Origin of the sequence: Phenylobacterium zucineum HLK1, from assembly GCF_000017265.1 — a bacterium.
Taxonomy (GTDB): Bacteria; Pseudomonadota; Alphaproteobacteria; order Caulobacterales; family Caulobacteraceae; genus Phenylobacterium; species Phenylobacterium zucineum.
The window spans coordinates 2,019,863-2,038,468 of sequence record NC_011144.1; the positions used below are offsets into that span (position 1 = coordinate 2,019,863).

The 18,606-nt window shown below is 69.3% G+C and carries 17 protein-coding genes, 2 tRNA genes and 1 riboswitch; of the genes, 3 read left to right on the plus strand and 16 right to left on the minus strand.

Annotation, left to right across the window (positions count from 1 at the left end):
* Positions 1–46: 46 nt before the first annotated feature.
* Positions 47–123, plus strand: a tRNA-Asp gene (locus PHZ_RS09940).
* Positions 124–172: 49 nt separating this feature from the next.
* Here the strand turns inward: PHZ_RS09940 and PHZ_RS21650 are convergent.
* From PHZ_RS21650 to clpX, 10 genes are all read right to left on the minus strand, one after another.
* Complete coding sequence (locus PHZ_RS21650; RefSeq protein WP_012522359.1) at positions 173–955, minus strand: MliC family protein; 783 nt, start codon at positions 953–955, stop codon at positions 173–175.
* Positions 956–978: 23 nt separating this feature from the next.
* The gene (locus PHZ_RS09950) at positions 979–2,904 is read right to left on the minus strand and encodes a flavin-containing monooxygenase (RefSeq protein ID WP_012522360.1); all 1,926 of its coding nucleotides are present in this window, start codon (positions 2,902–2,904) and stop codon (positions 979–981) included.
* 89 nt (positions 2,905–2,993) lie between these two features.
* Positions 2,994–3,914 carry an aldo/keto reductase gene (locus tag PHZ_RS09955; RefSeq protein WP_012522361.1) on the minus strand — a complete coding sequence of 307 codons (921 nt, stop codon included), beginning with the start codon at positions 3,912–3,914 and terminating at the stop codon, positions 2,994–2,996.
* 28 nt (positions 3,915–3,942) lie between these two features.
* Positions 3,943–4,019: transfer RNA gene (locus PHZ_RS09960), tRNA-Val, on the minus strand.
* 12 nt (positions 4,020–4,031) lie between these two features.
* Entirely contained in the window at positions 4,032–5,435 is a 1,404-nt protein-coding gene (locus PHZ_RS09965; RefSeq protein ID WP_012522362.1) for a peptide MFS transporter, read from the minus strand.
* Between the two features lie 26 nt (positions 5,436–5,461).
* Positions 5,462–6,034 (minus strand): TMEM165/GDT1 family protein, encoded by a 573-nt coding sequence (locus PHZ_RS09970; protein WP_012522363.1) that lies wholly within the window; start codon positions 6,032–6,034, stop codon positions 5,462–5,464.
* Positions 6,035–6,120: 86 nt separating this feature from the next.
* Positions 6,121–6,219: riboswitch (yybP-ykoY riboswitch) on the minus strand.
* A 106-nt stretch (positions 6,220–6,325) separates the two neighbouring features.
* Positions 6,326–6,709, minus strand: a complete 384-nt coding sequence (locus PHZ_RS09975; RefSeq protein ID WP_269079156.1) for an HU family DNA-binding protein — start codon at positions 6,707–6,709, stop codon at positions 6,326–6,328.
* 66 nt (positions 6,710–6,775) lie between these two features.
* The gene (gene lon, locus PHZ_RS09980; RefSeq protein WP_012522365.1) at positions 6,776–9,178 is read right to left on the minus strand and encodes an endopeptidase La; all 2,403 of its coding nucleotides are present in this window, start codon (positions 9,176–9,178) and stop codon (positions 6,776–6,778) included.
* Positions 9,179–9,487: 309 nt separating this feature from the next.
* On the minus strand, positions 9,488–11,548 hold the full coding sequence (locus PHZ_RS23765; protein WP_407946764.1) for a calcium-binding protein: 2,061 nt from the start codon (positions 11,546–11,548) through the stop codon (positions 9,488–9,490).
* 332 nt (positions 11,549–11,880) lie between these two features.
* Positions 11,881–13,143 (minus strand): ATP-dependent Clp protease ATP-binding subunit ClpX, encoded by a 1,263-nt coding sequence (gene clpX, locus PHZ_RS09995; RefSeq protein WP_012522367.1) that lies wholly within the window; start codon positions 13,141–13,143, stop codon positions 11,881–11,883.
* A 234-nt stretch (positions 13,144–13,377) separates the two neighbouring features.
* On the opposite strand from clpX, the gene PHZ_RS10000 reads away from it, so the two are divergent.
* Positions 13,378–14,004, plus strand: a complete 627-nt coding sequence (locus tag PHZ_RS10000) for an HAD-IB family hydrolase (RefSeq protein ID WP_012522368.1) — start codon at positions 13,378–13,380, stop codon at positions 14,002–14,004.
* Here the strand turns inward: PHZ_RS10000 and PHZ_RS10005 are convergent.
* The 4 genes from PHZ_RS10005 to PHZ_RS10020 all read right to left on the minus strand — a co-directional run bounded on the left by PHZ_RS10005 (position 14,001) and on the right by PHZ_RS10020 (position 17,215).
* Positions 14,001–15,401, minus strand: coding sequence for an alpha,alpha-trehalose-phosphate synthase (UDP-forming) (locus PHZ_RS10005; protein ID WP_012522369.1), 1,401 nt, complete (start codon positions 15,399–15,401; stop codon positions 14,001–14,003). The genes PHZ_RS10000 and PHZ_RS10005 overlap by 4 nt on opposite strands.
* Before the next feature lie 28 nt (positions 15,402–15,429).
* On the minus strand, positions 15,430–15,723 hold the full coding sequence (locus PHZ_RS10010) for a hypothetical protein (protein ID WP_041373408.1): 294 nt from the start codon (positions 15,721–15,723) through the stop codon (positions 15,430–15,432).
* A 143-nt stretch (positions 15,724–15,866) separates the two neighbouring features.
* A complete protein-coding gene (locus PHZ_RS10015; protein ID WP_012522370.1) occupies positions 15,867–16,484 on the minus strand; it encodes an ATP-dependent Clp protease proteolytic subunit in 618 nt (205 codons plus the stop codon).
* 92 nt (positions 16,485–16,576) lie between these two features.
* Positions 16,577–17,215 (minus strand): DsbA family protein, encoded by a 639-nt coding sequence (locus PHZ_RS10020; RefSeq protein ID WP_012522371.1) that lies wholly within the window; start codon positions 17,213–17,215, stop codon positions 16,577–16,579.
* A gap of 151 nt (positions 17,216–17,366) precedes the next feature.
* Here PHZ_RS10020 and PHZ_RS10025 point away from each other — a divergent pair, with 151 nt between their 5' ends.
* On the plus strand, positions 17,367–17,579 hold the full coding sequence (locus PHZ_RS10025; RefSeq protein ID WP_041373409.1) for a DUF2188 domain-containing protein: 213 nt from the start codon (positions 17,367–17,369) through the stop codon (positions 17,577–17,579).
* On the opposite strand, the gene PHZ_RS10030 is transcribed toward PHZ_RS10025, so the two are convergent.
* Both PHZ_RS10030 and ndk read right to left on the minus strand, forming a co-directional pair.
* Positions 17,576–17,932, minus strand: a complete 357-nt coding sequence (locus tag PHZ_RS10030) for a DUF6481 family protein (RefSeq protein ID WP_012522372.1) — start codon at positions 17,930–17,932, stop codon at positions 17,576–17,578. The two genes, PHZ_RS10025 and PHZ_RS10030, sit on opposite strands and share 4 nt — an antisense overlap.
* Positions 17,933–17,996: 64 nt before the next feature.
* The gene (gene ndk / locus PHZ_RS10035) at positions 17,997–18,416 is read right to left on the minus strand and encodes a nucleoside-diphosphate kinase (protein ID WP_012522373.1); all 420 of its coding nucleotides are present in this window, start codon (positions 18,414–18,416) and stop codon (positions 17,997–17,999) included.
* Positions 18,417–18,606: the final 190 nt, after the last annotated feature.

Genomic DNA, 18,606 nt, shown 5'->3' on the forward strand with positions numbered 1-18,606 from the left:
GGCGCCCCCCTATGAGGGCCGCCTTCGCACGGCCCACGGGCTTTGCGCGGGTGTAGCTCAGTTGGTTAGAGCGCCGGCCTGTCACGCCGGAGGTCGCGGGTTCGAGCCCCGTCACTCGCGCCACTTCCCCCTTTCGAGACGCGGGGAAGCCGGCGACGAACCCCCTTAAAACCTAGTCCAGCTCGATCCGCTCGATGCGCCACCGCCGCTGGGCGGCCGTCGAGCCGGGAACGTCGTTCGCGCGGCGCAGGACCGCCCTGCCCGACTCATGGACTTCCTGGCCGGTCCTGAGTCGGCCGTAGATCACCACCGGCACCTCCACGAACAGCGATCCGGCGGCGCCCTCGATCCGGCCCGGCGCGCCGACCTGGGCGTGGTACTCGGAATAGCGGGAGACGTCGGGTGGCGCGACGTCGCGCATCAGCCTGGCCGCCTCCTCGGTCCGCCCGCTCTCCAGATAGGCGTAGAAGGTCTGCACTACGTTCGCCGCGCCCTGGGCGCTCTCCGGCGTGAACGGCGCTTCGGAGATCGGCGTGCGGTCGTCGGGAAGGCCGCCGGGCGTCCCCGGGGCTGGCGGCTCGACCGGCGGGGGCTCGCCCGACCAGCACTGCACGCCGGGATCGCTTGCGACATCTTCGCCCTCCTTCAACCGGGAGAGCCGGGCGTCATCGCCCTTCGTCCACCACTGCAGCCCGTAGCCCACGTAGCGGACCCCGCTCGCGGCCACCGCCGCCTTCAGCGGATAGGGCCGCCCGTCCACCTTGACCATCGCGGTGTCGCGGTCGGGATAGCCGGCCTCGATCCGCCGGCCGTCCTCGCAGGTGTAGATCGTGACCTTCGGGTCGGGGTTGACCGCCGCCCCCGCCTCCACGGGCGGCGCCGCGTCCGTCCGCTGGCATCCCCAGGCCCCGATCAGCAACGGCGCGAGGGCGAGGGTCAGGACGGCTGCGCGCATGCGGGCCTCTCTTTCGGTTCAGGTCAGGCGACGGCCTCCGGGGCCTTCTCCAGAACGTAGTCGTCCGGATTCGGCGCCAGCGTGGCGCGCCAGTAGTCGATCAGGCCGAACGGCCAGTTCTGGCTGACGCGGCCGAACGCGTTCTTGTACCAGCTCGACACGTGCGGCGAGCCCCAGGCCCAGCCCTTGTTCGCCTCGTCCACCCGCGCGTTGAACGCATCGTGCACCTCGCGCTTCGGCTCCAGGGCTCGCGCGCCGGTCTCGGCCAGAAGCTTCAGGCAGCCGACGATGTAGCGGACGGCGCACTCCGAGAAGAACACGATCGAGCCGTTGACCACGATGTTGGTGTTGGGTCCGTAGATCATGAACAGGTTCGGGAAGCCCGGGTTGGTGATCCCCAGGTAGGCGCGCGCATCGCCGCCCCAGCTCTCGTGCAGGTCGCGCCCGCCCCGGCCCTTCACCTTCAGGAACGACAGGAAGTTCGAGGCCTGGAAGCCGGTGCCGTAGATGATGACGTCCACCTCGTGCTCGGCCCCGTCGGCGGTGACCACGCCCTTGGGCGTGATCCTCACGATCCTGTCGGTGATGAGGTCCACGTTCGGCCGCTTGAGCGCCGCCAGCCAGACGCCGTTGTCCAGCACCGCCCGCTTGCCGCCGATCGGGTAGTCGGGGACCACCTTGGGCAGCAGGTCCGGCCGGTCGGCGACCTGGGCCATGATCGACTGCACGCACATCTCGCGCAGCATGGCGTTCTCGGGACCCACGGCCGCGGGGCCGCCGTTCCAGGTCGGGTCGGCCTTGACCATCGGCAGGAAGCCGTCGGTGACCATCCAGAACAGCCAGAAGCGGTACCACTTGTCGTAGTAGGGCACGTGCTCCAGCAGCCACTTCATGCCCTCGGGCACGTTCTCGTGGTAGTGCGGCGCAGGCAGGCCCCAGGGCGGGGTCCGCTGGAACACCTTCAGGCTCGCCACCTCGGGCGCGATCTCGGGCACGAACTGATAGGCCGAGGCGCCGGTGCCGATCACCGCCACGCGTTTGCCCTTCAGATCGACGTCGTGCCGCCACTCCGCAGAGTGGAAGGCCGGCCCCTCGAAGCTGCCCATGCCCTCGATGTCGGGGAACCGCGGCCGGTTCAGCTGGCCCACCGCGGTGACGACGGCGTTGGCCTCGACGACCTCGCGCTGACCGTCCTTGCCGCGCATCTCGACCCGCCAGACGGCCTTGGCCTCGTCCCAGGTCAGTTGCTCGACGAACGTCTCGAAGCGGATGTGCTGGCGCAGGCCGTACTTCTCGGCGATCCCGCGGAAATAGCTGAGCAGGACCGGCTGGGTCGAGAAGTGCTGCGGCCAGAAATGGTTCGGCTCGAACGAGTAGCTGTACATGTGGTTCGAGTTGTCGACGCGGCAGCCGGGATAGGTGTTCTCGAACCAGGTCCCCCCCACGTCGGGGTTCTTGTCGACGATCTCGAAGGGCACCCCGGCCTGCGACAGCCGGATGCCGGTCAGGATCCCCGACATGCCCGCGCCGATCACCAGCACCTTCAGCTTGCGGGCCGCCTCCTTCAGGCGCGGCTGCTCGAACTGGGGGTCCTTGGTGGACTTGCCGGCCAGGGCCAGCTCGTCCGTCAGGAAATCGGCGTAGCCTTCGGGGATCGGAGCGCCGGCCACGAAGTCGATCATCCGGCGCAGGGTCGCCCCGTCGGGCTCGCGAAGCTGCAGCGGGCGGCCGTCGAGGAACGCCTGGATCGCCGCCTTCGCCTCGCTCCGCATCTCGGCCTGGGTCTCGGACGACAGGCCGATGTCCTCGCGCTCCATCGGATTGTAGGTCGGCGCCCACTCGGGTCGGATGAAGCCCGGATCGCCGGTCATGTGGACCAGCGCCGCCATCAGCGACGGAAGGTGCGCGTCCTTCAGGATCTCGTCGAGATCGGCCCGTTGCTCGGCCATGTTCCTACCCAGCTTATCGTTGTTCTTGAGCCGAGCATGACTCCCCCGATCCGGGAGCGGAAGGCCTCACGCCACGTCAGGACGTGAGGTCAGGTCAGGCGCGCCTGGGCCGCACGGATCTGGGCCATCAGGGGCTGCGGCAGCGTCAGGCCGGAGGCGGCGGCGTTCTCCTCGAGGTGGGCCAGGCGCGTCGCCCCGAAGACGGCGCACGAGACGTCCGGGTTGGCCAGCACATAGGCCAGGGCCGCCTGCGAACCGCTGATCCCCGGCTGCCTGTGGAGGAAGCCGAAGCCGCGTCCGCGGGCGAGTTCGCCGCGATGGCGGGCCAGCGCCCGGGCGGCGTACCAAAGGTCCTGCGGCCCCTTCAGGCGGGAGAGCAGCGGCCTCGTGTGGCCCATGGCCAGGGCCATGCCGGCCAGCACCCCCTTCCCCGCCGCCGCCGCGCGGGCGATGAGCGGCTCGCGCTCGGGCCGCAGCACGTTGTAGTCCACCATCACCACGTCGAATTCCGGCAGGGCGACGACCCGCTCGATCAGCGCCGGATCGAAGCTGTTCACGCCGAGGGCGCGCACCAGGCCGCGGGCCTTCAGGTCCTCCAGGGCGCGGAGCAGTTCGTCGGTCAGCTCGGCCGCCGCCGGACCGTGGAGCTGCAGCAGGCCCAGGGCGTCGAGGCCGAGGTTCTTCAGGCTCCGCTCGGCGCTGGCCACGACCGCCGCGGGCGAGACGTCCCGGGCGATGCGGCCGCCGCCGGCATGGTAGGTGCCGGCCTTGGTCGCGATGACGAGGCGGGAGGCGTCCCGCCCCTTCAGCGCTCGTCCCAGGCGCGGCTCGGCCTCGCCGGCCGAATAGCTGGCGCCGGTGTCGAAGAATGTGACGCCCAGGTCGATCGCGCGGTGGACGAGGCCCAGCGCCTGCCGCTCCTCAAATGCGGGCTTGCCCCACCAGCTGGCGCAGCCGAAGCCCAGCTCCGAGACGGTCAGGCCGGTGCGGCCCAGCGGGCGGTGGCGCACGTCGGCACCTTTCCTCGCGGTTCAGAATTGGTGGGCGGCGAGGGATTCGAACCCCCGACCCTCTCGGTGTAAACGAGATGCTCTAACCAGCTGAGCTAGCCGCCCTCCCCGCCGCTTCTAGTGCGCCGTCCGCCCGGCTCCAACCGCCTCGTGGCTGAGCAGGCGGGCGAAGAACCGGCCGACCACCAGGAACACCACGGCCGCGCCGGCCGCGATGCCGGCGTGCATCAGCCAGAAGTTCGCGGCGGGCATCTTCTCCAGGAAGGTGCCGAGCACGCCCACGGTCTGGTTCCCGATCACGAGGTGCAGGTAGTAGACGCCGATCATGGTGCCGACGACCGCCGGGGGCGAGGCCCGGGCGTAGAGCGCCAGCGAGACCGGCAGCATGTTGGCGAAGGCCGCGCTGTTGAACACCTCGAAGGCGATCAGCCACCACAGGCTCACCTGCGTCCCGCTGGCCGCCGCGACGGCCGCGCCCGCCGCCAGGGACAGCGCCCCCAGCACCGAGATGAACGCGCCGATGGTCAGCTTGCCCATCTCGTCCGGCTCGCGGAACCGCTTCGCCCAGAGCCGCCAGAAGACGACCATGCCCGCCAGGAACGAGACCGAGACGATGCTGTCGAGAGTGATCAGCCAGGTGGTGGGCAGGCGCTGGCCGAACAGGGTCATGTCGACGCTGCGGTCGGCCCAGACGAGGTAGGCGTTGAAGATCTGCTGGTTCACCAGCACCGAGGACGCGAGCACCGGGATCAGCAGCACGAGGACCGCGATGGTGCGCCAGTCATGGGCGCTGAGCTTCGGGCGGTCCGCCTTGGCGGCGCGGCGGAGCGGCGGGTCCGGCGGCAGGTGGCGCCGGCCGGCCAGGTAGATCACCAGGGCGATCAGCATGCCGACGCCGGCCGCGCCGAAGCCGTAGTGCCAGCCGACCCCCTCGCCCAGGGTGCCGGCGATCAACGGAGCGGCGATCACCCCGGCGTTGATGCCGAGATAGAAGATCTGGAACGCGTCGGCCCGGCGCAGGTCGCCCTCGGCGTAGAGGCCGCCCACCTGCCCGGCGATGTTGCCCTTGAAGCAGCCGGTGCCGAGGACGAGGCACAGCAGCGCCAGCAGGAACGAGGCGTCGAAGGCCATCAGGAAGTGGCCCGCCGACATCAGCAGCGCGCCGACGATGATCGTGCGCGTGCGCCCCAGCAAACGGTCGGCGATGAAGCCGCCGGCGATCGGCGTCAGGTACACCAGGCTGGTGTAGAGGCCGAAGATCGTGGAGGCGACCTGCTGGGTCGAGGCGTCGCCCGGCAGGCCGTAGATGGCGCCGATGATCGCCCGGAAGGTCTCAAAGCCGGCGATCGCCTCGACATGCGGCGTCAGCAGCAGCTGCTTGACCATGTAGAGGACCAGCAGCGACTGCATCCCGTAGTACGAGAAGCGCTCCCAGGCTTCGGAGAAGGCCAGGTAGCCCAGCGCCTTCGGGTGGCCCAGGAAGGCCTTGTCGCCGTCGCGGGCGACGCTCGTCGCGGTCATGGAATCTACTCCCCTTGGGGCAAGGCCTAGCGCGTTCCGAACAGCGCCGCCAGCAGCACCCAGACCCCGATCAGCCCGAACAGCACGGCCGCCCCGACCCGCACGTATTTCAGCGGGACCACCCGCGTCGCAGCCTCGCCCAGGAACACCGCCGGGACGTTGGCCAGCATCATGCCCAGCGTGGTGCCGGCGGTGACCAGGACGACCTCCTGGAAGCGGGCCGCCAGCAGGGTCGTGGCGATCTGGGTCTTGTCGCCGATCTCGACGAGGAAGAAGGCCACGAGGGTCGTCAGGAACACGCCCCCGTGGGTCGCGGCCGCGGCGTCCTCGTCTTCCTTGTCCGGGATCAGCGCCCAGAGCGCCATGGCGACGAAGCCCGCCCCCACCAGGATCTGGAAGAGCGGCCCGCTCAGGAACCGGGCGACGGCGAAGCCCAGGGTCGCGGCGGCGGCGTGGTTCAGCAGCGTGGCGGCCAGTATGCCCAGCACGATCGGCCAGGGCCGGCGGAACTTGGCCGCGAGCACGATGGCCAGGAGCTGGGTCTTGTCGCCGATCTCGGCGACCGCCACCACGCCGGTGGAGATCAGGAACTGTTCCAATCGGATTCCCCCGGGGCGCGGCGTTCGACACGACGATGCGCTGGCCCCGCCGCGCCCCGCGTCGGTGCCGCATCGCCGGTCTCGCCAATCCGGACCCCTGAAGGTCCGCCGCCTGCGCCATGGCCGGATCGGCCAAGTCTGTTGACGCGGGCTCCGCTGTCGCGCGGACGGCTACTCCCCGTAGAAGGCCCGCCTCGTAGCGCAATTGCGCGCCGCTCGACAAACGAAAAGGCCGTCCAAACGAAAAAGGCGGCCGCGACAGGCGGCCGCCCCTTCAGCCCTGTCGGGCGGCTAGCTGTTGAGGGTGCTCTTCAGCGCCTCGCCGACGCGGAACCGGCAGGTTTGCGACGCCGGACGCCGGACCTTCTCCCCCGTGCGTGGATTGCGGGCCATGCCGGCCGCGCGCTTCACCGGCACGAAGCTGCCGAACCCGACGAGGCGCACTTCGCGCCCAGCCTTCAGCGACGTCGAGACCGAGGCGATGAAGGCGTCCAGCGCCTCCTTGGCCTGCGCCTTGTTCAAGCCCGCCTTGTCGGCGATCGCCGAGACGAGTTCGGCCTTCGTCATGTGCGTAGTCTCCCAAGCCTTATTGTTATGTCGGACGTCGGCTGGCGTATCGGAGCGCGCCCCCCGCGCCTCGGCCGCAATTAAGGCCCGTTGAGGCTTGGCCGTCAAACGAGAGCGGCGCGGGAATCCTCCCGCGCCGCCCCGCTGTCACAAGTTTTGATCAGCCGCCTGGGATCAGTGCGTGATCACCATGGGCTCGACGTCCGCGTCCGGCTCCTCCGCGGCGACCTCCACCGGGGTGGCGTCGTCCCACTCGATCGGCTCGGGCTGGCGGACGAGCGCCTTGGCCAGCACCTGGTCCATGGTCGAGACCGGGATGATCTCCAGCACCGACTTCACGTTGTCCGGGATGTCGGCCAGATCCTTCTCGTTCTCTTCCGGGATCAGCACCGTCTTGACGCCCGAGCGGAGCGCCGCGAGCAGCTTCTCCTTCAGGCCGCCGATGGCGGTCACCCGGCCGCGCAGCGTGACCTCGCCGGTCATGGCGATGTCCGCCTTGATCGGGATGCCGGTCAGCACCGAGACGATGGCGGTGGCCATCGCCGCGCCCGCCGACGGTCCGTCCTTGGGCGTGGCGCCGTCCGGCACGTGGATGTGCACGTCGGTACGCTCGAAGATCGGCGGCTCGATCCCGAACTTCGTCGCCCGGCTGCGGACATACGAGTTCGCCGCCGAGATGGACTCCTTCATCACGTCCTTCAGGTTGCCGGTGACCGTCATGCGGCCCTTGCCCGGCATCTTGACCGCCTCGATGGTGAGGATGTCGCCGCCGAACTCGGTGTAGGCCAGGCCCGTGATGATGCCGACCTGGTCTTCCTTGTCGGTCTCGCCGTAGCGGTACTTCTTGACGCCGGCGTACTTCTCGAGCCGCTCGGCGTCGACCGTGATCGACAGGAGCTTCTCCCGCGCCAGGTCCCGAACCGTCTTGCGCGCCAGGTTGCCCAGTTCGCGCTCGAGGCTGCGGACCCCCGCTTCCCGCGTGTAGTAGCGGATCAGGTCGCGGATCGTCTCTTCCGGCACCACGAACTCCTCGGGCTTCAGCCCGTGGTCCTTGGTCAGCTTCGGCAGGATGTGCCGCTTGGCGATCTCGACCTTTTCGTCCTCGGTGTAGCCGGGGATGCGGATGATCTCCATGCGGTCCAGCAGGGGCTGGGGCATGTTGAGCGAGTTCGCCGTGGTGACGAACATCACCGGCGACAGGTCGTAGTCCACCTCCAGGTAGTGGTCGGCGAAGGTGGAGTTCTGCGCCGGGTCCAGCACCTCGAGCAGCGCCGACGAGGGGTCGCCCCGCCAGTCCGCGCCCATCTTGTCGATCTCGTCCAGCAGGAAGAACGCGTTGGTGGTCTTCGCCTTCTTCATCGACTGGATGATCTTGCCGGGCATCGAGCCGATGTAGGTCCGGCGGTGACCGCGAATCTCGGCCTCGTCACGCACGCCGCCCAGCGACACGCGCACGAACTCGCGGCTGGTGGCCTTGGCGATGGACTTGCCCAGCGAGGTCTTGCCGACGCCGGGCGGGCCGACGAGGCACAGGATCGGGCCCTTCAGGGTGCCCACGCGGCTCTGCACCGCCAGGTACTCCAGGATCCGCTCCTTGACCTTCTCCAGGCCGTAGTGGTCCTCGTTGAGGATGTCCTCGGCCTTCTGCAGGTCGATGGGCTTCTGCTTGGCCTTGCCCCACGGGATCGACAGCACCCAGTCGAGGTAGTTGCGGACGACGGTGCTCTCGGCCGACATCGGGCTCATGTTGCGCAGCTTCTTCAGCTCCGCTTCGGCCTTCTGCCGGGCCTCCTTCGACAGCTTGGTCTTCTTGATCCGCTTCTCGAGCTCGAGCAGCTCGTCGCGGTGGTCGTCCTGCTCGCCCAGCTCGCGCTGGATCGCCTTCATCTGCTCGTTCAGGTAGTACTCGCGCTGCGTCTTCTCCATCTGACGCTTCACGCGATTGCGGATCTTCTTCTCGGTCTGCATGACCGAGATCTCGCCCTCCATCAGGGCGTAGACCTTCTCCAGCCGCTTCACGACGTTGAAGATCTCGAGCAGCTGCTGCTTCTCGGCGATCTTGACCGACAGGTGGCCGGCGATGCGGTCCGCCAGCTCGGACGGGTTGTCGATCTGCGGGATGGCCGCCAGGGCCTCCGGCGGGACCTTCTTGTTGAGTTTGACGTAGTTCTCGAACTGCTCGATCACCGCGCGCGACAGCGCCTCGGCCTCGGGCGAGCCCGCGCCGTCTTCCTGCACATAGGCGATCTCCGCCTCGTAGTAGTCGGCCTGGTCGGTGAACCGGGTGACCCCCGCCCGCGCCTTGCCTTCCACCAGCACCTTCACCGTGCCGTCGGGCAGCTTCAGCAGCTGCAGGATGGTGGCCACGACGCCGACGTCATAGATCGCCTCGGGAGACGGATCGTCGTCGTCCTTGTCCTTCTGGGTCGCCAGCAGGATCTGCTTGCCCTCGGCGCGCATCGCTTCCTCGAGCGCGCGCACGGACTTCTCGCGGCCGACGAACAGCGGGACCGGCTGGTGCGGGAAGACCACGATGTCCCGCAGCGGCAGGATGGGGAGGATCTTAATCTCGGACATGATGCTTCAACTCCTGGCCGGCCCGTTTGGATCGGACCTGGCCTGCCGGATCGCGGTCACTTCAGACGATGCGCCTGAGTCGGACGACCCGTCCGCCGGGCTTCGGCGGCTGTTCGACGTTTTATGTGGACGGTTTCGCGGGTTGTTCAAGCGCCGCAACAACCGTGCGCGACGTTCGGCCTCATCGCGATCCACAAGCCAGCTTCACCGGTGGAAAACAAGGGCCGACGCAAGGTTGTGCCTCGCGCAGGAGCCGGAGATGGGAACCGGAGGTCCCTTCCGCAACCCTTCGGCGCTCGAGCGAGGCCCTCAGGCCACGATCCAGCCGTCGCCAAGCGAGGCCAAGGTGACGTTCTGGAGCGTGAAGGCCCCGCCCTCGCCCGAGAGCTGGACGACCACGTCGGCGCCCTGTTGGCTGGCGCTGTAGGTCGCCCCGGCCGCCAGCACGATCCGATCACCCAGGGCGGCGTCGAAGTCGGCGACCACGTCGCGCCCCATGCCCGGGAAGCCGTAGAACACGTCGGCCCCCGGCCCGCCTGACAGGGTGTCGTTCCCCCGGTCGCCCGACAGCCAGTCCTCGCCGTCGCCGCCCCGCAGCAGGTCGTTCCCCTGCCCGCCGGCCAGCGCGTCCGAACCCTCGCCGCCCTCGATGACGTCCTCGCCGCGCCCCCCATGGACGATGTCGTCGCCCTTGTCGCCGAACAGCAGATCCGCGCCGTCGTCGCCGTGGATCGCGTCCGAGCCCTGGCCGCCGCGCACCCAGTCTTTCCCGGCGCCACCGTACAGTGTATCGGCGCCGGCGTTGCCGTGCAGGGTGTCGCGTCCCCCCCCTCGCCCCAGACGAAGTCGTCGCCCGTACCGGCAGCGTAGGGGTCGTCGCCATGGCTCAGCAAGACCAGGTCGTCCCCGGCCGAACCGACCGTCGGCGGCGGCTGGGATGCGGGGAAGCCGTGGATGGTGAGCGTCACGTCGTTGCCGTCGCCGCCCGCATAGCTGATCGCGAAGTCGTAGGCCCCGATGGTCCCGGTGGCGCCTTCGGCCAGACCCGCGAAGGTTCCGCTGACGGCCTCGGCGCCGTCGTTGTCGATCAGGGTGAAGGTCAGGGTCGAGGTCGGCGTGAAGCCGCCGTACAGCGACAGGTCGAGGGTGGCGCCACCCAGGGTGACGGTCCCGGTGACGTTGACCCGGTCGTACTGGCCTGCACCCGTTCCCCCGATCTCGGTTGCGAAGGTCGCGCCGCCGACCAGGGACAGCGCGCCGGTGCTCAGGGTCCCCGGGCTTGCACCCGGCGCCAGCGTGCCGCCGCTCTGCACCGTCACCGCGCCGACCGTACCGGTCCCCTGGAGCGTGGCGCCGCTCTGTACGGTGGCCGAGGCGCCGGTGAGGTTCGCGTTCACCCGCAGCACGCCGGCCGAAGCGGTCAGGCTGGTGAAGTCCCCGGTCGCGCCGATCACCAGGATCCCGGCGCCGGTCTTGGTCAGCTGCAGCGACGCATTGCCCTCGAAACCGCTGCCGATGGTGGCCGTCCGGCCGGAGGTCACGCTGTAGCTGAGCGCCCCGCCGCCCATCACGAAGAGGCCGCCGCCCTCCGCCGAGCCGCTGTTGCCGCCCGATCCGCCGGTGACGGAGTTGCTGGAGGCGAAGGTCACGTCGGTCAGGGTCAGGCCGCCGCCCTGGCGCACGAACACCGCCCCGCCCAGGCCCGCACCCCCGCCGCCCAGCCCGCCGGCCGAAGTGTTCGCCGAGCCCGCGCCGCCGCCGTAGCCACCCGCGCCGCCGAGATCGGTCCCAAGGGAACCGCCTCCCCCCCCGCCGCCACCGCCGCCGCCGAAGCCCCCGTCGCCGCCCGTGCCGCCGGGGACGCCGAAGCCCGCGCCGCCGCCCCCGCCGCCGAAGCCGCCGTCGCCGCCGTCGCCGGCCAGGCCGGAGCCGAAGGCCCCCCCGCCGCCGCCGCCGCCGAAGTCGCCGCCGTCGCCGCCGGGGAAGGTGCCGCCGGCCGTACCGCCCGCGCCGCCGTTGGCGCCGCCGCCGGATCCGCCGCCGCTGCCGCTCCAGTCCTGGCCGTCGGCGTCCATGCCGCCGCCGCCCGCGCCCTGCGCCTGACCGGTCGACGTGGTCCCGCCCGCGCCGCCGCCGGCCGAGTTGTCCGAGAACGTGACCCGGGTCAGGGTCAGGTCGGCGGTGTCGTTCACGAACACCCCGCCGCCGAGACCCGCGCCGCCGCCACCCTTGCCGCCGCCCGCCGCGATCCCTCCCGCGCCGCCCTGGGCCCGGCCGTGGGCGATGGTCAGGTCCTGGATCGCGATGGTCCCGCTGTCGGCCCAGAAGATGCGGTAGAGGTCGGCGCCATGCACCGTCAGCCCGGAAGATCCGGACCCGTCGAGGGTCAACGACTGAGTGATCTGGGGGAGGTCGCTGGCGAGCGTGATCGTCGAATTGGCTGGGAGGCCGAAGACGATGGTGTCCGCCCCGCCGGCCGCGTTCGCGTCGAGGATCGCCTGGCGTAGCGAACCCACCCCCGAGTCGCTCGTGTTCGTGACCGTGAAGGTCGCCATGCCCCTCCCCCTTGGATTACCGCGTCACTCGCCCAGGTTTCCCTTGCTCCGGATACCGCTGTTCTATCAAGCCTGCATTGCCCGCCGAAAGTCAAAAGGCCCCGCAGTCGCCTGCGGGGCCTCGCTATTCCTTCGGTGGCGGAGGGCTTACGCCGCGCCGCCCTTGTCGCGGCGCTCGGCGTAGATGATCAGCGGCTGGGCCCGGCCTTCGATGACCTCGGCGTTGACCACCACTTCCTCGACGCCGTCGTAGGTCGGCAGCTCGTACATGGTGTCGAGCAGGACGCCTTCCAGGATCGAGCGCAGGCCGCGCGCGCCGGTCTTGCGCTGGATCGCCTTGCGGGCGACGGCCATCAGGGCGTCCTCGGTGAAGGTCAGGCCGACGTTCTCCATCTCGAAGAGGCGGACGTACTGCTTCACGAAGGCGTTCTTCGGCTCGGTGAGGATCTTCACCAGGGCCTTCTCGTCCAGGTCGTCCAGGGTCGCGATGACCGGCAGGCGGCCGATGAACTCGGGGATCAGGCCGAAGCGCAGCAGGTCGTCCGGCTCCACCTGGCGGAAGATCTCGCCCGTGCGGCGCTCGTCCGGATCGGCCACCTTGGCGCCGAAGCCGATCGAGGTGCCCTGGCCGCGCGCCGAGATGATCTTCTCGAGCCCGGCGAAGGCGCCGCCGCAGATGAACAGGATGTTGGTCGTGTCGACCTGCAGGAACTCCTGCTGCGGATGCTTGCGGCCGCCCTGCGGGGGCACCGAGGCCACGGTGCCTTCCATGATCTTCAGCAGCGCCTGCTGGACGCCCTCGCCCGACACGTCGCGGGTGATCGAGGGGTTGTCCGACTTGCGGCTGATCTTGTCGACCTCGTCGATGTAGACGATGCCGCGCTGCGCGCGTTCGACGTTGTAGTCGGCCGCCTGCAGCAGCTTCAGGATGATGTTCTCGACGTCCTCGCCGACGTAGCCCGCCTCGGTCAGGGTCGTGGCGTCGGCCACGGTGAACGGCACGTCGATGATTCGGGCCAGCGTCTGGGCCAGCAGTGTCTTGCCGGTGCCGGTGGGACCGATCAGCAGGATGTTGGCCTTGCCCAGCTCGACGTCGTTGTTCTTCGTCGCGTGGTTCAGGCGCTTGTAGTGGTTGTGGACGGCGACCGAGAGGACCTTCTTGGCGTGGTCCTGGCCGATCACGTAGTCGTCGAGGACCTCGCGGATCTCCTTGGGGGTCGGCACCCCGTCCTTCGACTTGACGAAGGAGATCTTGTGCTCTTCGCGGATGATGTCCATGCACAGTTCGACGCATTCATCGCAGATGAACACTGTCGGGCCCGCGATCAGCTTGCGGACTTCGTGCTGGCTCTTGCCGCAGAAAGAGCAATACAGCGTGCTCTTCGAATCTCCGCTGGCGGCCTTCGTCATGGTCTTGTCTCACTCTCTCGACGACGCTGGCCGATCGCCTGGCCTGCCTCGCACCCCTTGACGCTGGCGGGGGGCGTGTCCGCCCTATCAATGCAGAATACGCGCCACGGGTTGTCCAAGTCTTGACATTCCCCGATCCCGCCGAGGATCACAAGCCTTCGCTGGCCGTAGCGACAAATCGCGGCGCGACGCCCTGTGGATGGGCGCCTGGACCTAAATGGGAAACGGCCCGGAATGGCACAAGTGGACGAGCCTGCGGCCGACGCGCCCGTCGTCGCGTTCGACTTCGACGGCACACTGACGATCAAGGACAGCTTCACAGCCTTCCTGAAGTGGCGGGCGGGCCCGTTGCGCTGGTGGCTGGGCTGCCTCCGGCTCGCGCCCGCGGCCCTCGCCTACCTGTTCCACCGCGACCGTGGCCGGATCAAGGCGGCGGCGGTGCGGGTGTTCCTTCGGGGCGTACCGCATGACCGGCTGGAGTCGGACGCCCGCCGCTTCGCCGCCGATCACGCCCGCCGGCTTCTGCGGCCCGACGCGGTGGCCACGTGGAAGCGGTGGCGCGAGCGGGGTGCGCGGATCGTCATCGTCACCGCATCGCCCGACATCGTGGTGGCGCCCTTCGGACGCGGATTGGGGGCCCACCTGATCCTCGGCACCCAGCTCTCGTTCGACGCGCAGAACCGGGTCCTCGGGGCGTTCTCCGGCCCCAACTGCAGAGGCGCCGAGAAGGTCGTGCGCCTGCACGAGGTGTTCGGCCCTGACCTGCGGCTCGCGGCGGCCTACGGCGACACCTCGGGCGACACCGAGATGCTCGCGATCGCCGACGAGGCGGGCTTCCGGGTGTTCAAGGGCCGACCCTAGGCGGCCGGCGGCAGCTCGCGCTGCGGGACCGCCCGCAAGGCCGAGACGAAGGCGTCGCGCCAGGCGTCGACGTCGTCCCGCCGCACGCCGGCCATCAGCGCCTCCCAACGGCGGACGCGTTCCTTCAGGGGCATGGCCAGCCCCTCCCGGATCGCGTCTGAGACCTCTTCCCGGCTGAAGGGATTGACGATCAGCGCCTCGCCCATCTGCTCGGCGGCGCCGGCGAACCGCGAGAGGATCAGCACGCCCGGATCCTCGGGCGGCTGGGCCGCCACATACTCCTTGGCCACCAGGTTCATCCCGTCGCGCAGCGGGGTGACGAGGCCGATCGCCGCGACGCCGTAGATGCCGGCCAGCTCGTCTCGGCGGTAGCTGCGGTTCACGTAGCGGATCGGCACCCAGTCGGGCGTTGCGAAGGCGCCATTGATGCGGCCGGTGACCGCGTCCAGGCGCGCGCGGATCTCCTGATAGGCGGCCACCTCGTCACGGCTCGGCGTGGCGATCTGCAGCAGGAACACCTGCTCCAGCGCCTCGGGCGCGTGGGAGAGATACTCCTCGTAGGCGAGGAAGCGCTCCTCCAGCCCCTTGGAGTAGTCCAGCCGGTCGACGCCGATGATCATGCGCCGCCCGGCGAGGCTGACCCGCATCCGGTCCCGCCAGGCCGAGGCCGCCTCGGTCGCCGCTCCCTCGAGGAACGCCTTGGTGTCGAGACCGATCGGAAACACGCCGGCCTGGAGGCTTCGGCCGAAGGCCTCGAAGCGTCCGTTCGGCCCGACGGTCCCGCCGGCTTCCCTCTCGACATAGTCCTCGAAGGCGCTGAGGGAATCCTCGCTCTGGAAGCCCACGAGGTCGTAGTCGAAAACCGCCTCCACCAGCTCGCGATGGAACGGCAGGGTCGCGAACAGCCGGCGCGCCGGCCAGGGGATGTGCAGGAAGAAGCCGATCCGGTTCTTCACCCCGCGTCGGCGGAGTTCCCGCCCAAGCGGGATCAGGTGGTAGTCGTGGACCCAGATGAAGTCGTCCGGCTTCAGCAGCGGCAGCAGGGTCTGGGCGAAGCGGGCGTTCACCCGCGCATAGCCTTCGTTGAACGAGCGCTCGTAGGCGGACAGGTCGATCCGGTAGTGGAACAGCGGCCACAGCGTACGGTTTGCGTAGCCGTTGTAGTATTCCTGCCGGTCCTGCTCCTCGAGATCCACCGTCGCGACGGTAGCGCCCTGCCCGCGCTGGACAGACAGGCCGCCGGTGAACGTCTCGACGGTCCGGCCGCTCCAGCCGAACCAGACGCCGTTGTATTCGCGAAGGGCGGCGCCGAGCGCCATCGCCAGGCCGCCGACGGACGGGCCTCCGCTCTGGTCCGGCTGACCCACCCGGTTGGAGACGACGATCAGGCGTCCCATGCCACTCCCCTTGGGCGTCGCCTTCGGGTCAGGCCGCGGGCGCCACCACCACGGAAGGCACGCCCCAGGTGTCCTCGAGCCGGCGGGCCAGCTCAGCGCCGTTGCGCTTGCCGGCGAGCTCGGGGGTCACCACGGCGAAGTCGGCGGGGGTCTGCGCCACGATCGCAAGGGCGCGCGCCGCCGTATCCACAGGTCCAAGAACATTGACGCCGGCATCGACCAGTAACTGGACAAGGCTGTCCGTCGACTCAGGCGACTTCCTAGCGATCAGCACGGTCGAGAATTGATCGCACTGCTCGAGCAGTTCATTCAGGTCCCTCATGGCCTCGGGGATAATTCACGCCGTGGCCATGGGAAACACCTTGGCCGCTAAACTTAATGTGAGCGGGGCCACCAGGCTTCTCCGGAACGAAGAGGGCCCGGGCGTCGCCGCCCGGGCCCTCGTGCGCGTGCCGGATCGGCGCGTCAGCTTTCGTTGTCGCGCTTTTCCCAGACGTGGTCCACGAGGCCCCAGTCCTTGGCCTCCTGGGCGGTCATGAAGAAGTCGCGGTCGAGGGTTTCTTCGACCGCCTCGATCGGCTGGCCGGTGTGCTTGGCGTAGATCTCGTTCAGCCGCCGCTTGGTCTTGATGATGTCCTCGGCGTGGCGCTGGATGTCGGTCGCCTTGCCCGAGTACCCGCCCGACGGCTGGTGGACCATGATCCGCGAGTTCGGCAGGGCGATCCGCTGGCCCTTCTCGCCGGCCATCAGCAGGAACGAGCCCATCGAGGCGGCCATGCCGAGGCACAGCGTGATCACCGGGCTCTTGATGTACTGCATGGTGTCGTAGATCGCGAGGCCCGACGTCACCACTCCCCCCGGGGAGTTGATGTACATCTGGATCTCCTTCTTCGGGTTCTCGGCCTCGAGATGGAGAAGCTGGGCGCAGATCAGGCTGGCCATCCCGTCCTCGACCGGACCCGCCAGGAACACGATCCGGTCCTTCAGCAGGCGGGAGAAGATGTCATAGGCGCGCTCGCCCCGGCTCGTCTGCTCGACGACCATCGGCACGAGGCCCAGGGCGGTGGTGACGGGATCACGCATGGAGAGGAGGCTTCCTTCAGAGTCGATGGGCGCGGGCGGCCCGCGCCGTCCCTTCGATATCGCCCGCCCCTATCCCGCGCGCAAGGCCGGGGTCAGGCGGCGATGCTCGAAATCCAGTCCCGCAGCGTCGCGACGACCGGCTCGGAGGGCGCATAGCCGCGGGTGACAACGCCGAAGGCGCCTTCGGCGTTCGGGCCGGCCACGAGGGTCGGGAACCCGGTGACGCCCGCCCGCTGCGAGATGGCGTAGTCGCGCCAGGTCTCCATCTTGGCGTCCTCGGCGTCCCACTGCGCCAGGAAGCGCTCGCGGTCCACGCCCAGCTCGGCGGCCAGATCGGCCAGGGTCTCGGCGGACGTGACGTCCCGGTTCTCGGCGTAGAAGGCCCGTTGCAGGCGGCCGAGATAGCCCGCGGCCAGCTCTTCGCCCTCGCGCCGGACGACCACCACGGCCCGGGCCGCCGGGTCCGTGTCGTAGAGGAAGCCCTCGCGGTCCAGAACCGCCTCGTCGAACGGCAGGCCGGTGGCCTCGTGGACGTGGCGCCAATGGCCGGTCACCTGGGCCTTCGCCTCGTCGGTCATCGGCGTGTCCGTGCCGGGCCGCAGCCCGCCCATCACCACCCGGATCGGCAAGGCGCGGCCGAAGGCGCGGTGGATGTCCTCGATGACGGGCGAGAAGCCGTAGCACCAGGAGCACATTGGATCGGCGAAGTAGATGAGGTGCGGCGCGTTCATGGCGACCTCCCGTTCGCAAGTCTTGCAGCGAACGGCGGCCAGGTCACGCGAGTTTCATCGCCGGCCCCAAGGGCCGGGAATTGTCGAACCATGCCTGCGGGAACCTCCGGCGCGGTTCGTACGCTGAAGGTTCACCACAGGGACGGAGTACATGGTGCAATACGCGGTGACGCTAAAGGACGGAGACTGGACCGTCTTCGGCGAAGGAGAGCCCCTCGCGCGGGGGCTCACGCGGTCGGCCGCGATCCAGATGGCCAAGGACCTGGCCTTCGAGGCCGAGGAGCGCGGCGAGACCGTCGAGCTCCTGATCCAGGGCTATTACGGCGAGATGTCCCGCAAGGTGACCGGCGTCGCCGACGACTAGCGGCGGCCCTGGGCCTTCATTTCGCGCTTAGCGCGCGCCTCGGCCTTGGCAGCGGCCTTGCGAGCCTTCCGCTCGTCGCGCTTCAGCTGGAGCTGGAACTCCTCGTCGTTCTCGCGAGCGAGACGGGCCTCTTCCTCGGCCTTCTCCTTGGCGAGACGGGCGGCTTCCTTCTCGGCCGCGCGCTTGGCGCGCACCTCGGCCAGTTCCCGCGCCTTGCGCTGCTCGCGGGTCTCGAACACCTCGCCCTCGGCCCGGACGGTGGGCTTGGGCTTGAACTTTTCCAGAAGGGCCTTCCGGGCCTCGGCCTGCGCGGCCAAGCGCTCGGAGAAGTCCGGAAGCTTGGACTCTCTCATGCTACCTTGAATCTAGGAATGGGCTGTGCCGGGGGTAACCCCCCGGCGGCGAAGTCGTTGCGGCTCAGCCGACGATTTCGTCCTCGGTGAAGAACTGCGCGATCTCGATCTTCGCGTTCTCCAGGCTGTCCGAGCCGTGCACCGAATTCTCGCCGACGCTCTCGGCGTACAGCTTGCGGATCGTGCCGTCGGCGGCCTGGGCCGGGTTCGTCGCGCCCATGACTTCGCGGTAGCGGGCCACGGCGTTCTCGCCCTCCAGCACCTGCACCACGACGGGGGCCGAGGTCATGAACTCCACCAGCTCGCCGAAGAACGGGCGCTCCTTGTGGACCTCGTAGAACTTCTCGGCCTGGGCGCGGCTCATGCGGATGCGTTTCTGGGCGACGATGCGCAGGCCGGCGTCCTCGATCACCGCGTTGACCTTGCCGGTCAGGTTCCGCCGCGTGGCGTCCGGCTTGATGATCGAGAAGGTGCGTTCGGTCATGGGTCTTCTTGTTCTTGTGCGTCAGGGAGGGATCGCGGTCGGCCCGCGAGGTGGCGCGCTCTATAGCGGCAAGGCCCCGCCTCGCCAAGGGCGCTGCGATGCAACAATCGCTGACGAAGCCGCCGCGGTCTGCTATGGGCGGCCCCGGTCAGGCGGCGGCGCGGCGAATTTCATCCTGACCTTCCCTTCA

What these genes read in the sequence shown, in the direction of transcription:
- PHZ_RS21650 (WP_012522359.1), bottom strand. Translation starts at nt 955, where the DNA reads ATGCGCGCAGCCGTCCTGACCCTCGCCCTCGCGCCGTTGCTGATCGGG.
- clpX (WP_012522367.1), bottom strand. Translation starts at nt 13,143, where the DNA reads ATGACGAAGGCCGCCAGCGGAGATTCGAAGAGCACGCTGTATTGCTCT.
- PHZ_RS10005 (WP_012522369.1), bottom strand. Translation starts at nt 15,401, where the DNA reads ATGGGACGCCTGATCGTCGTCTCCAACCGGGTGGGTCAGCCGGACCAG.
- PHZ_RS09950 (WP_012522360.1), bottom strand. Translation starts at nt 2,904, where the DNA reads ATGGCCGAGCAACGGGCCGATCTCGACGAGATCCTGAAGGACGCGCAC.
- ndk (WP_012522373.1), bottom strand. Translation starts at nt 18,416, where the DNA reads ATGACCGAACGCACCTTCTCGATCATCAAGCCGGACGCCACGCGGCGG.
- PHZ_RS10030 (WP_012522372.1), bottom strand. Translation starts at nt 17,932, where the DNA reads ATGAGAGAGTCCAAGCTTCCGGACTTCTCCGAGCGCTTGGCCGCGCAG.
- PHZ_RS10025 (WP_041373409.1), top strand. Translation starts at nt 17,367, where the DNA reads ATGGTGCAATACGCGGTGACGCTAAAGGACGGAGACTGGACCGTCTTC.
- PHZ_RS10000 (WP_012522368.1), top strand. Translation starts at nt 13,378, where the DNA reads ATGGCACAAGTGGACGAGCCTGCGGCCGACGCGCCCGTCGTCGCGTTC.
- PHZ_RS10020 (WP_012522371.1), bottom strand. Translation starts at nt 17,215, where the DNA reads ATGAACGCGCCGCACCTCATCTACTTCGCCGATCCAATGTGCTCCTGG.
- PHZ_RS10010 (WP_041373408.1), bottom strand. Translation starts at nt 15,723, where the DNA reads ATGAGGGACCTGAATGAACTGCTCGAGCAGTGCGATCAATTCTCGACC.
- PHZ_RS09965 (WP_012522362.1), bottom strand. Translation starts at nt 5,435, where the DNA reads ATGACCGCGACGAGCGTCGCCCGCGACGGCGACAAGGCCTTCCTGGGC.
- lon (WP_012522365.1), bottom strand. Translation starts at nt 9,178, where the DNA reads ATGTCCGAGATTAAGATCCTCCCCATCCTGCCGCTGCGGGACATCGTG.
- PHZ_RS10015 (WP_012522370.1), bottom strand. Translation starts at nt 16,484, where the DNA reads ATGCGTGATCCCGTCACCACCGCCCTGGGCCTCGTGCCGATGGTCGTC.